14 protein-coding genes and 1 riboswitch are annotated in these 11,722 nt (G+C 37.4%); of the genes, 3 read left to right on the forward strand and 11 right to left on the reverse strand.

The genetic code is table 11. The features are described 5' to 3' along the window. The first annotated feature begins 151 nt into the window (after positions 1-151). From NFR44_RS08745 to NFR44_RS08755, 3 genes are all read left to right on the forward strand, one after another. Positions 152-919 (forward strand): DUF4931 domain-containing protein, encoded by a 768-nt coding sequence (locus tag NFR44_RS08745; RefSeq protein ID WP_251443929.1) that lies wholly within the window; start codon positions 152-154, stop codon positions 917-919. Positions 920-957: 38 nt separating this feature from the next. After that, positions 958-1,692: a metallophosphoesterase gene (locus tag NFR44_RS08750; protein ID WP_251443931.1), complete on the forward strand. Its 735-nt coding sequence runs from the start codon at positions 958-960 to the stop codon at positions 1,690-1,692. A gap of 173 nt (positions 1,693-1,865) precedes the next feature. Next, positions 1,866-2,096 carry a hypothetical protein gene (locus NFR44_RS08755; RefSeq protein WP_251443933.1) on the forward strand — a complete coding sequence of 77 codons (231 nt, stop codon included), beginning with the start codon at positions 1,866-1,868 and terminating at the stop codon, positions 2,094-2,096. Between the two features lie 131 nt (positions 2,097-2,227). Here the strand turns inward: NFR44_RS08755 and NFR44_RS08760 are convergent, their stop codons facing one another. From NFR44_RS08760 to NFR44_RS08810, 11 genes are all read right to left on the reverse strand, one after another. Continuing rightward, positions 2,228-2,572 (reverse strand): YkvA family protein, encoded by a 345-nt coding sequence (locus NFR44_RS08760; RefSeq protein ID WP_251443935.1) that lies wholly within the window; start codon positions 2,570-2,572, stop codon positions 2,228-2,230. A gap of 46 nt (positions 2,573-2,618) precedes the next feature. After that, positions 2,619-4,010: a hypothetical protein gene (locus NFR44_RS08765; protein ID WP_251443938.1), complete on the reverse strand. Its 1,392-nt coding sequence runs from the start codon at positions 4,008-4,010 to the stop codon at positions 2,619-2,621. 150 nt (positions 4,011-4,160) lie between these two features. After that, complete coding sequence (locus NFR44_RS08770) at positions 4,161-4,928, reverse strand: SDR family NAD(P)-dependent oxidoreductase (RefSeq protein ID WP_251443940.1); 768 nt, start codon at positions 4,926-4,928, stop codon at positions 4,161-4,163. A gap of 18 nt (positions 4,929-4,946) precedes the next feature. Then, on the reverse strand, positions 4,947-5,735 hold the full coding sequence (locus NFR44_RS08775) for a TSUP family transporter (protein WP_251443957.1): 789 nt from the start codon (positions 5,733-5,735) through the stop codon (positions 4,947-4,949). 7 nt (positions 5,736-5,742) lie between these two features. Next, positions 5,743-6,033 (reverse strand): YerC/YecD family TrpR-related protein, encoded by a 291-nt coding sequence (locus NFR44_RS08780; protein ID WP_251443960.1) that lies wholly within the window; start codon positions 6,031-6,033, stop codon positions 5,743-5,745. Positions 6,034-6,158: 125 nt separating this feature from the next. Then, a complete protein-coding gene (locus tag NFR44_RS08785) occupies positions 6,159-6,974 on the reverse strand; it encodes a MetQ/NlpA family ABC transporter substrate-binding protein (protein WP_251443964.1) in 816 nt (271 codons plus the stop codon). A gap of 91 nt (positions 6,975-7,065) precedes the next feature. Beyond that, positions 7,066-7,719 (reverse strand): methionine ABC transporter permease, encoded by a 654-nt coding sequence (locus tag NFR44_RS08790; protein WP_251443967.1) that lies wholly within the window; start codon positions 7,717-7,719, stop codon positions 7,066-7,068. Next, a complete protein-coding gene (locus tag NFR44_RS08795; protein WP_251443971.1) occupies positions 7,700-8,746 on the reverse strand; it encodes a methionine ABC transporter ATP-binding protein in 1,047 nt (348 codons plus the stop codon). The genes NFR44_RS08790 and NFR44_RS08795 overlap by 20 nt, the downstream gene beginning before the upstream one ends. Positions 8,747-8,836: 90 nt before the next feature. Further along, a riboswitch (SAM riboswitch) is annotated at positions 8,837-8,941 on the reverse strand. A 233-nt stretch (positions 8,942-9,174) separates the two neighbouring features. Then, on the reverse strand, positions 9,175-9,687 hold the full coding sequence (locus NFR44_RS08800; RefSeq protein WP_251443974.1) for a hypothetical protein: 513 nt from the start codon (positions 9,685-9,687) through the stop codon (positions 9,175-9,177). Positions 9,688-9,694: 7 nt separating this feature from the next. Then, positions 9,695-10,549 (reverse strand): D-amino-acid transaminase, encoded by an 855-nt coding sequence (gene dat / locus NFR44_RS08805; RefSeq protein WP_251443977.1) that lies wholly within the window; start codon positions 10,547-10,549, stop codon positions 9,695-9,697. Positions 10,550-10,655: 106 nt separating this feature from the next. Next, on the reverse strand, positions 10,656-11,609 hold the full coding sequence (locus NFR44_RS08810; protein ID WP_277612780.1) for an acyltransferase: 954 nt from the start codon (positions 11,607-11,609) through the stop codon (positions 10,656-10,658). Positions 11,610-11,722: the final 113 nt, after the last annotated feature.

Below are 11,722 nucleotides of genomic sequence, written 5' to 3' on the forward strand. Positions count from 1 at the left end.
AGCATTCTCCTATATTTGCGAATGCTTATTACTCTACTTTTATTATTATAATCATTATATAGAAATTTTTAAAATTATCTATACTAATTAATTATATCATACTGCCCAAAAGTCCCAACCTGTGATAGTATTAAATAAGAGAGGTGCACTTATGAACGAACCACTAATATTTAATATCGCTATAGGCCGTAGTAAACCTGAAAATATTCGCCATCGTGAAGTAGCCTGTCCCTTCTGTACTGTCGATCAATTAACCAATATATTAGAAACAGAAGATGATATTATTTGGCTTATGAACAAATATCCTGTATTAGAACGAACTTGGCCTACAGTTATCATTGAAACCCATGATTGCTTTAGTGAGTATTCACGCTATACGCCTGAGCAAGCGGAAAAAGTTCTAGCCTTTTCATTGCATAAATGGCAAGAAACTATGGAACGTGACGAATTTAAATCTGTACTCTATTTCAAAAATTTCGGCCCTATGTCAGGCGGCTCCATTCGCCATCCACACAGCCAAATTATTGGTCTTTACGACTATGACTATCGGCAAGATATTAAAGAACATCATTTTGAAGGACCCATCTTAAAAGAAGATCCAAACTTAGTAATTACCCTATCGAGCCAACCAATTATTGGCTTCTTCGAATTTAATATGAAGTTTAACCAACAAACGTCCTTAGCCTTAATGAGTCGTCGCATACAACAACTACTTCAATATATATTGACAGATTTTTCTAAACATAGTGGCTCCTATAACTTATTCTTCTACGATTTGCATACCGATTCACAGTATGTTAAAATAGTACCTCGTTATATTACTTCGCCTCTATATGTAGGCTATTCAATTAGCCAAATTAGTAATACAGAGCGCATTGAGCAAGTCAAAGAGGAACTAAATCGAGACTTTTTCAAATAGTACAATTAAGTAAACTTCCATTATTTTAAGGAGAACCTATGAAAATTTTTGCCATTGGCGATCTTCATTTTTCAGGAGAACCACCTACTAAGCCAATGGATGTGTTTGGCCCCCATTGGCAAAATCATCGTGACCGAATTATTACAGCTTGGCAGGAACAAGTAAGTCCAGAAGATATCGTCTTTGTTGTAGGGGATATTTCCTGGGCTTTAAAATTGGAGGAAGCCGTCCCTGATTTACAAACAATCGCCAATTTACCTGGACAAATTTATTTAATTCGTGGCAATCATGACTATTGGTGGAGTAGTGCTAATAAAATGAATGCTGCTCTAAATCATAGCCTTACCTTTTTACAAGGTCATGGCACGGCTGTAAACAATATTGCTTTTGGAGGCACACGCGGTTACTTATGCCCCCGTGATACATCCTTCAATGAAGATTCGGATACTTCCATTTACGCTCGCGAGTTACTTCGCACTGAAGCAGCTTTACAAGAAATGGAAAAAGCCCTATCAAACTATGAAAAGACTAGCGCAAATCAAAAAGTATTACCTACTCTGCGCATTTTATTATTACACTATCCCCCATTTAATGATAAAAATGAAGCGAGTGGTTTTACCGATTTATTGGCTAACTATAAAGTCGACCACTGTATTTTTGGTCATTTACATGATAAAACATCCTTTGAACGTATACCTGACCATTTTGGCAACACACAATTACATTTAGTATCTGCTGATTTTATGAATTTTAAACTAAAACAAATTATATAGCGAAAGCAAGGTATATAACTAATACAATTCATCATAACTAATACAATTCATATAACTAATACAATTCATATAACTAACACAATTCATATAACTAACACAATTCATATAACTATCACAATTCATATAACTAACACAGAGTATATAATATAAAACTAAGAATATAAGGAGCGAATATGAGTCGAATCCATAAAGAACATTTACAAGCCGGCTATATTTTTGGCGATACGGCTAACGAAGAATATGTGTATCTACCTGCTGGTGAAGTCGGTGTAGACCACCCTATGTGTGTCCTAGAGCGTCAAGGCAGTTATGAAGATGTAGAGTTAGAAGAAGCGGCTCACCTCATCGACCGTTTAACGCTAAAACCTTGTAGTCATCCTAAACTAGGCAAACGTTCCTTTTAAAAGCTGGGATTAGGTTCACAAAGTTTTAGAATAAAATATACTATAATAGCACAAAAAAGCTGTAACAAACTGATGGCCAAAGCCACGTTTTGTTACAGCTTTTATATTAGTAAGTTATACTTACCACAATTTTAATCTTCCGAACCAAACGGCACTAATTTTTGAGCCTGTTCACGATGCATTGGTTTAATTGAACGATTAGCCACTTTAAAGGCTAACGCGATAACAGCCGCATCATCTACCCAACCAAGACCTGGGATACGATCCGAAATCACATCAATTGGTAAAATCAAATACCCTAAAGCCCCTGCAATAATAGCTTTTACATATTTTGGGGTATCTGGATCACGAAAACAATAGAATAGAATACATGCGCGACGTAAAAATGCTACATTTTTACCAATCCCGCTAGCAAAGCGTAAAAACTTAGATGACGAAAAAAACTTCGCGTACTTTAATAACTTTAAAGGACTCATTAAAACTCACTCCTATATACTACGGTACTTAGCCTGACTTACTAAATTATTTTTGTAATTTAGATTTGGCTTCATCAACAGTTTCTTCTACTTTGCCTTTTACTTCTTCCGCTTTATCTTTAGCTTTATCAGCTAAATCACTCGCTTTATCAGCTAATTCTTCTTTTTTATCTTTTGCTAAATCAGCTAAGTCACTAGCCTTATCTTTAGCTTTATCAGCTAAATCACTCGCTTTATCAGCTAATTCTTCTTTTTTATCTTTTGCTAAATCAGCTAAGTCACTAGCCTTATCTTTAGCTTTATCAGCTAAATCACTCGCTTTATCGGCTAATTCCTCTTTTTTGTCTTTTGCTAAATCAGCTAAATCGCTAGCCTTATCTTTAGCTTTATCGGCTAAATCACTTGCTTTATCAGCTAATTCTTCTTTTTTATCTTTCGCTAAATCGACTAATTCTTCTTTTTTATCTTTTGCAGAATCTACTAAATTGCTCACTTTTTTCACAACCTCTTCTCGTTTATCACCTGCAGAAACAATAAAATCACTTACTCGTTCAACTACATCTTCTTTACGATTGCCAGCTACGGACAATAAATCACTTAATTTCCCTAATACAGTGGACTTCACATCATCAGTAGATTTTACAGCAGAGCTTGCACCACCAGCGGCTAAATCTAAAGCTGCGCCACTAACAGTCACCAATAAAGCTCCAATACCGGATAAAGCATGTTTAGCATTAGCAATATATTCTTTATCAGAATTAGCAATCGCTTTACCCGCTACACCTGCTACGGCAGCGGCAGCAACACCAAGCACTACATTTTTTAAAGAGCCAAGATTAGCTAATGTATCGCCACTAAATAATTCACTTAAATTAAGACGACTAAGACCTAAGAAATCATCTTTATTAACGCCAGCTTCTGCTAAGAAATCTTTACCTTCATCACCTAATGGTTTGTTTCTCATTGGCGAATCCATAAGTGCTTTAATCGTCGTTTTGTTATGATCAATAATATCAGCTAAACGTTCTCTATATTCAGAGAAATCACCAGGCATAGGCATGCCACCTTCAACCCAAGTTTTAGCACATTTACCTACTGCGTACGTCAAACAGACAGCAAGGGGAATTTTAATTTTTGGATTAGGCAATACCGATGTTAGTAAAGCACTTACTAAACTACCACCTAAACCACCGAGGAAGCCAATAATGGCACCAGCTGTTGCGGTATGACCATATACAGCGGCAATGCGACTTACCATATACGCATCATTAGCAATTAAAGCTGTCGTACTAAGTTTTGGTGCCATCACAAGCACGCCAGCACGTGCTGCAGCCCAACGGCAAATAGTTTCAATCTCAGCATCACGATTTGCTAATTCTGCTTCTACAGCCGCTAACGTTCCCTCAGGATGAGTCATCAAATCTTTTACGTCTTCCATCTATACCTCTCCTTTATCACCTGTAAAGTTTAACAATATAATTCAATTATAGACCTTTACTATAATAATTTCTATATAAAGAAGAAAAAATCCTCTTTTTTCCTATATAAATTATGCAAAATAGTAGAAATTAGCTCAATCTTACAAGTATTACCAGCTTGTTAAGCCTCCGTCTATAGTCCAAGCTGCGCCTGTTACAAAGGATGCTTTGGAGCTTAATAAAAAGGCAATTACTTCACCAATTTCTTCTGGTTTTGCAATTCGACCCAATGGATAGTGGGTAGCCATTTCTTCCATAGCTTCTTCAAAGGTTTGATTGCTTTCTGCCAGCTGACGTGCTACTAAGGATGTATCCACATCGCCAGGACAAACACAATTTACCCGCACATTATGTACTGCCATTTCAAGAGCTAAAGATTTGGTAAAGCTTACAATAGCACCTTTAGAAGCTCCATATACAGAGCACGCTACATTCCCCTGCAAGCCGGCATCACTAGATACCGTCACAATACTGCCTTTAGTACGCCGTAAACAAGGTGCTGCTGCTTGACATAAAAAGACAGTTCCTTTCACATTGGTGCCAATCATTTCATCGAAATCTTGCTCCGTTACTTCATCCAATAATTCTTCTTTATAAAAACCTGCTGCCGTAACCAAAGCACTAATATCACCAAATAAACGACAAGTTTCTTCTACAATGCGACGACAATTCATAACCTTACTTACATCGCCTTGTACAAAACGAACTTTAGAGGAAATGCGTCGTAATTTAACTACTGCTTCTTGTCCTGCCCGTTCATTGCGCCCATTAATGACTACACACCAACCTTGTTTCAATAATAACTGTGCGGTAGCGAAGCCAATACCGGAGGTACCGCCACTAATAAGGGCTACTTGATTTTCACTATTAATTGGCATACAATCACCGTCCTTCACTTACCAATGAGTCACTGCATAATCATAAGTCAATTTACAAAGCATGCTCACTGTTGTAGCAATAAACACAAAACGAACTAAGCCTACGCCTTTTTTAATGGCTAGCCGCGAGCCCAATGTGGCTCCAATAATCTGCCCAGCGCCAGCCGATAAACCTAACACATAATCTACGTGACCTAGTGCCAAAAATAATATTAAAGAACCTAAATTACTCGTAAAATTAAGTAACTTTGCATTACCTGAAGAATATAAAAAGTTAAACCCTGCATAGATAAACATGAATATCAAAAAAGTACCTGTGCCAGGTCCTACAAACCCATCATAAAAGCCAAGCGTCAAAGCGCCTAATGCCAAGAGTAGTAACTTTTTCTGCGAAGCCCCTGCATAGGTAGTTACGGTGCCCCAATCTTTTTTAAATAATACAAATAAGAGAACACTAACTAATAAAACAATAATAATCGGCTTCAAATATAAAGGGGGAATGCTAATAACCAACCACGTACCTAGTAGTGAACCAATAAAGGTAATCGGCATTAACTTTTTTACGAGGGGCCATTCTACCATGCCAGACCGTGCGTAAGCAATAGACGCTGTTAACGCGCCAAATACACTAGATAATTTATTACTACCTAACGCTACACTAGGCGGTAAATTAGTCAGTAACATCGCCGGCACTGAAATTAGACCGCCACCCCCAACAATAGAATCTACAAAACCTGCTAAAGCACCTGCTACAAATAAAACTAAGGGTAGCATCAACGCAGGATCTACCATGCTTACTATATCCATATATTCCTCATTTCAAACGACTTAGAATCGTTTTATAGCCATCGGCGCCATATACTAAACACCGCTTTACTCGGCTAATAGTAGCAGTACTAGCACCGGTTGTTTCTACAATGTTATCATAACTTTCACCAGATTCTAACATCCGTGCGACCTGCAAACGCTGTGCCAATGCTTTTAGCTCATTGACCGTACAAATATCTTCAAAGAATTCATAACACTCATCGATTGTTTCCAAAGCTAATATAGCCTGGAATAACTGGTCATTCATAGGATTGCGTAATTTCTCATTGACACTCATAAAGATCCTCCCTTAGTAATTTAGATTTATTTTAATTATATTACATAATGGGGTAAAAGAAAAAGACTTTCACACAAAAAAGTGCAAAAGTCTTCTTCATAATTAATAACTAGCTTATTTCATCCTTAGAAAGCTGAAATAATAGAACCTTTGAAGGTATCTTCGATAAATTTCTTAGTTGCCTCAGATTGATAAATAGATAAGAATTTTTTAACAGTTTCACTATCTTTATCCCCTTCACGTACAGCTACTACATTAGCAAACGGAGACTCTTTACTTTCTACTACTACAGCATCCTTCAATGGATTAAGACCAGCATTTAGCGCATAGTTAGTATTTACACAAGCAATATCCACATCATTTAAAGAACGAGCAATTTGTGCTGCTTCCAATTCTTTAATCTGAAGATTTTTAGGATTTTCCACAATATCTGCTACAGTAGATTTTGGACTGCCCCCATCTTTTAATTTTAAAAGGCCTGCTTGTTGTAATAACAATAAACCTCGACCACCATTAGTTGGATCATTAGGAATTGCTACCGAAGCACCATTTGGAACAGTGCTCAAATCTTTATACTGATTAGAATATAAACCCATTGGTAATAAAATAGTCTTACCTACGGATACTAAATGTAGACCTCGTTCGGTCACCATGTTGTCCAAGAATGGCTGATGTTGGAACGAATTAGCACTCAACTCTTTTTGTTCTAAAGCAATATTCGGTTGAATGTAGTCATTAAATTCCACTACTTTAATTTTAAAACCTTGTTTTTCTGCTTCTTTAGCAACAAAATCCATCACTTGCGCATGAGGTCCTGCCGTTACCCCAACAGAAAATTCTTGATTAGTGCCATTTGCACTTTCTTTGCTATCACTACCACAGCCCACTAATACAAGAGCAAATGTAGCGATAGCAGCCAATAAAAACGCTAATTTTTTCATGTGTGTTCCCTCTTTCTCTCAAATCTCAATTTACTACTATTTTAAAATACTATCTAAAAACTATTAACTACAACTAACAAACCAGTTGTACTTAGCGTTTATTCACTTTGCGGGATAAGAAATCACCACAAGATTGAATCAATTGTACTAAAACAATTAAGATAACGATAGTTGCTAACATTACATCCCCTTGGAAACGTTGGTAACCATAGCGAATAGCGATGTCCCCAAGACCACCACCACCGATAGCACCAGCCATAGCGGAGTAACTAATCAAGTTAACAATTAATACCGTAATATTGTCAATAATAGTAGGCAAGGCTTCTGGCAATAACACTTTGCGAATGATTTGCAAAGGTGACGCCCCCATAGCTTGTGCCGCTTCAATAACACCACTATTAATTTCACGAATCGACGTTTCTACTAAACGCGCTAAAAATGGAATTGCCGCAATAGTTAATGGTACACAAGCGGCGGTAGTACCAATAGAGGTACCCGCAATAATACGAGTCAATGGGATAATAGCTACCATCAAAATGATAAATGGTATCGAACGCAAGGCGTTTACAACAGCCCCTAACACTGTATTTAATGCTTTATTTTCTAAAATATGGCCTTTGCCAGTAATAACAAGAATAACCCCTAATGGAATCCCAATAATAGTGGCTACCACGGTAGAGATAATTGTCATCTGTAGGGTTTCACCTAGCCCTTGAATCAACAAATTAATGATTTGTTGCGACATAGCCAATCACCTCACTTCCAATAGGTAACTCTTTCAAGTATTGAATGCCTCGTTCTTCATTTTCTCGTTCCCCATCTAGTACAACGATCAAATGACCAAAGCTTTTATCTTGAATATAGTCAACACCGCCAAATAGTATGCTTACGTCAAGACCAAAACGCCGAATCATACCAGCTACAATAGGCTCATCCACTACATTGCCAACGAAATTAAGGCGAATAATAGGATGTAATCCTTCACGCCATTCAGGTTGTACGTTCAAATGACGCCAAGCTTCTTCTGGCAACTTATGACTGATAATAGCGCCAACAAATTCTTTGGTCGTTTTTTCTTTAGGTCCAGTAAATACATCAACAACAGGCCCTTCTTCTAAGATAACGCCACCTTCAATAACCGCTACACGGTCACAGATTTCCTTAATCACTTGCATTTCATGAGTAATGAGGACAATCGTTAATTTTAACTTTTCATTAATATCCTTCAACAATTCTAAAATAGATTTAGTTGTCTGTGGATCAAGCGCTGACGTTGCTTCATCACAAAGCAATACTTTTGGATTACTTGCCAAGGCACGAGCAATCCCTACACGCTGTTTCTGACCTCCAGATAATTGCGATGGATAGTTATTTAAACGGTCGCTCAATTTTACAATGTCTAAAATTGGTAATATGCGCTCTTTAATTTCCGCTTTGCTAAGGCCTTGCAATTCTAACGGAAAGGCCACATTGTCATATACTGTACGAGAAGATAGTAAGTTAAAATGCTGGAAAATCATACCAATATTTTTACGCTGTTCTCGTAAATCTTTATCACTTAATTTTGTTAAATCTACACCATCAACAACCACTTCACCAGAAGTAGGTCGTTCTAACATATTAATACAGCGAATCAATGTAGATTTACCAGCCCCACTTTGGCCAATGACACCAAATATTTCCCCTTCCTTTACAGAAAGGCTAATATCCTTCAAGGCTTCTACACGATTCGGTCCTTCATAAACCTTACTGATATGCGTCAGTTCAATCATGTGATCGCTCTCCTTTTCTCAAAACACTCTCTATTGAAATACATATAAAAACAAAAAACTCTCCATAACACATGAAGAGTAGTTCCCTGTTCTTCATCTGTCGAAGTGATTACTTCGTTGGAATTGGCACCGTTCCTATTTGGATGGTTGCCGCGACTTCATCGGGCCAGTCCCTCAGTCAACTCTTGATGAACCTATGTATTTTTTAACGTGATAAAATCATATCACTGGATAGACATACTGTCAATAGAGGAATTAAATATATCAAAAATTTTAATCAAGAAATCAAAAAAACGACTTAGCCGTAGCCTGACATAAATTTTTACAAGGCAGACTTTAACTAAGTCGTTTTAATTTTAATTTTTATTTTAATTTTATGTTTACTAATCACTATATAACATAAAAAGCTTAAATTATCATACCCAAAGTTACTGCCACACTTTAAAAGCCTTCCGATTCAACAAAAAACGCGCGCCCATGACGGCAATAGCCCCTGTAATCAATTGTGGCCAACTCATCATAAGCAATACAGCCTTTTCAACTGGATACGGCACGGAAAAACCAATAAATAATAGGGAAAAACTACAATACAGTACAACCCCTTTAGCTACACTACAAACAAAAGTCTGTAACCAAACTGGCTGATTTTGTAATAAACGCCCTAAGATAACAAATACAGAATTGCCAATACCAACCAATGGAATAAATGGAGCAAATGGCAACATGGATTGCATAAACGCGATGATAGGTGTTACCCAAGCAATAACAAGTCCGCTAACTGCACCATAGCGCATAGTTGCCAATAGCATACTTAGCCCTACTAAGGAGCCAATTAGAAACATACTAACCATTGGTGGCACTGGCAAAATCACACGCAAACTTTGGCTTAATAAGGCCACGGCCAACAATAATGCTGTACCTGTTAATGTACGAAGTTCCATAAATTAATTACGCCAAACCTTCCGCCAACAGTTTTTCATAGCCTTCACGTAGTTTCAACGCCACAGGCCCCACTTTGCCATCACCAACAGGTTGACGGTCTAATTTTGTAATCGGAATAATACCGCCAATGGTATCGGTAAAGAATAATTCATCCGCAGAATCTACAAATTCACGATCAAATTCCTTTTCAATCAAGGATACCCCTGCCGTAGGTGCTACTCTGGTCACTACTAACTGACGTGTAATCCCTTTTAGAATCAATTCATTAGCAGGATGAGTATATAAAATACCATCTTTAACGGCAAATACATTGGACGTTGCCCCTTCAGTACAAATGCCATCACGGAACAACACAGCTGAATAAGCAAATTTCTTTTCTGCCTTTGTTTGTGCCAAAATATTAGGAATTAAATTCAACGTCTTAATATCTACATGATGCCAACGTTCATCTGGTAAGCTAATGGCTTTTACCCCTTCCCCTAATTTACTTAAATCTTCTTTAATTGGGCGAATGTACATATACATGGTAGGATCCAATTTAGCTCGGTCATACGCATGATGGCGAGGTTCTACGCCTCGAGTAATTTGTAAATAAATATAGCCATCCGTAATACCACTTTGTTCAATCATAATTTCATGTAATTCTTGTAAATCTTCTGGTGGCATTTTTACAGGAATATCCATGAAACGCATGGAACGATAGAGTCGATCTTGATGATAGGAAAAAGCAAAGCAACGACCATTAAAAACACGAGTTACTTCATATACACCATCACCAAAACAATAACCACGGTCATCAAGACTCACACATTTAGCACCTGGTTCAACAAATTCACCATTAAAATAGGTTAACTCTTTCATTGGAACACCTCTCTATTCTAAGCTGTGTGGAATACGTAAGTATAAACTACACAAAATACTGACTATAATTATGTTTCGATTATAGCACAGTCCTGAAAAATCTGCACTACCGCCCTAGTAAAATACGACGTACTACTTTAGGCAATTGTTGTAAACCTAATGTCCCCAAATAGGATAAACAAACCGTACAAATATACAATCCAATAACCACTACCGCCGTATACTGTAACTGCGCTTGCGCCATACCATAGGTCAATACAATGAGCATAAACGGATGAATTAAATAAATCCCATAAGACTGATTGCCGATTTGCTCCCAAAATGCCTTCGCCCCACTGCTCATAGGCGTTGCTAAAAAGAAAAACAAGAAAAACAGCGTAGCTGCACCAGTATATATCATCCCCATAGGGCTTAATTGATGTATCGTATAAATAGCCTCTAACAAGGTGTAATGTCGCTCACTTAATACATAATAATAGCTCCCCATCATTAAGGCTACAGAAAAAGCAAACACCATAGTTAAAGCCCCTCGATAGCGCCACAGCCCCTCCACTACGTTTTCATAACGCTCTGCCACTACAGCGCCTAACAAGAATATCCATACATAATGCAACACCCAATAATTAAGCTTCATAGAGTAAGCATATTGTAACCAAGGATTTTGAAACGTAATATGCCCACTATAGTAAGAGGACCAGTAATTAAATGCCACTTGTACCAGAAATAGTAAACTTAACCATACTATAGGCCGTTGCAAAATGCCTCGCACCAGCAATCGCCACAGTGGCATAAGAAGGTAGAACCAAAGCAAAATGACTATAAAATATAAATGGTAATATCCATTTCCAAAGAATAAGGTAGGCAATAAATACCGTGGTAAAAACCCAGCTAAACTACCGGCAGAAATACCGGCATACAAAATATATAATAATGACCAAGCTACATAGGGAAATAACACTACACGAGAACGTCGCCAGAGAAAATCCTTGTAAGAAAAATCAGCCATACTTGACGTATGATAAAATAGGCCAAAAGCGGATAAAAAGAAAGGCTCTGTCACAACAAATGGTTGATTTTTGACGAGAAATAGCGTATAATAATAGTAAGAAACAGTACCACCGAAGGAGGTAATTGGATATGCCTACTATCAAAGACGCATTAGATATTATCGGT

The sequence above is a fragment of the Veillonella intestinalis genome (assembly GCF_943193155.1).
Lineage (GTDB): Bacteria > Bacillota > Negativicutes > Veillonellales > Veillonellaceae > Veillonella_A > Veillonella_A intestinalis.

Bases quoted from the DNA above. Each gene is read 5' to 3' on its own strand.
- NFR44_RS08745 (WP_251443929.1), top strand. From the start codon at position 152: ATGAACGAACCACTAATATTTAATATCGCTATAGGCCGTAGTAAACCT.
- NFR44_RS08750 (WP_251443931.1), top strand. From the start codon at position 958: ATGAAAATTTTTGCCATTGGCGATCTTCATTTTTCAGGAGAACCACCT.
- NFR44_RS08755 (WP_251443933.1), top strand. From the start codon at position 1,866: ATGAGTCGAATCCATAAAGAACATTTACAAGCCGGCTATATTTTTGGC.
- NFR44_RS08760 (WP_251443935.1), bottom strand. From the start codon at position 2,572: ATGAGTCCTTTAAAGTTATTAAAGTACGCGAAGTTTTTTTCGTCATCT.
- NFR44_RS08765 (WP_251443938.1), bottom strand. From the start codon at position 4,010: ATGGAAGACGTAAAAGATTTGATGACTCATCCTGAGGGAACGTTAGCG.
- NFR44_RS08770 (WP_251443940.1), bottom strand. From the start codon at position 4,928: ATGCCAATTAATAGTGAAAATCAAGTAGCCCTTATTAGTGGCGGTACC.
- NFR44_RS08775 (WP_251443957.1), bottom strand. From the start codon at position 5,735: ATGGATATAGTAAGCATGGTAGATCCTGCGTTGATGCTACCCTTAGTT.
- NFR44_RS08780 (WP_251443960.1), bottom strand. From the start codon at position 6,033: ATGAGTGTCAATGAGAAATTACGCAATCCTATGAATGACCAGTTATTC.
- NFR44_RS08785 (WP_251443964.1), bottom strand. From the start codon at position 6,974: ATGAAAAAATTAGCGTTTTTATTGGCTGCTATCGCTACATTTGCTCTT.
- NFR44_RS08790 (WP_251443967.1), bottom strand. From the start codon at position 7,719: ATGTCGCAACAAATCATTAATTTGTTGATTCAAGGGCTAGGTGAAACC.
- NFR44_RS08795 (WP_251443971.1), bottom strand. From the start codon at position 8,746: ATGATTGAACTGACGCATATCAGTAAGGTTTATGAAGGACCGAATCGT.
- NFR44_RS08800 (WP_251443974.1), bottom strand. From the start codon at position 9,687: ATGGAACTTCGTACATTAACAGGTACAGCATTATTGTTGGCCGTGGCC.
- dat (WP_251443977.1), bottom strand. From the start codon at position 10,549: ATGAAAGAGTTAACCTATTTTAATGGTGAATTTGTTGAACCAGGTGCT.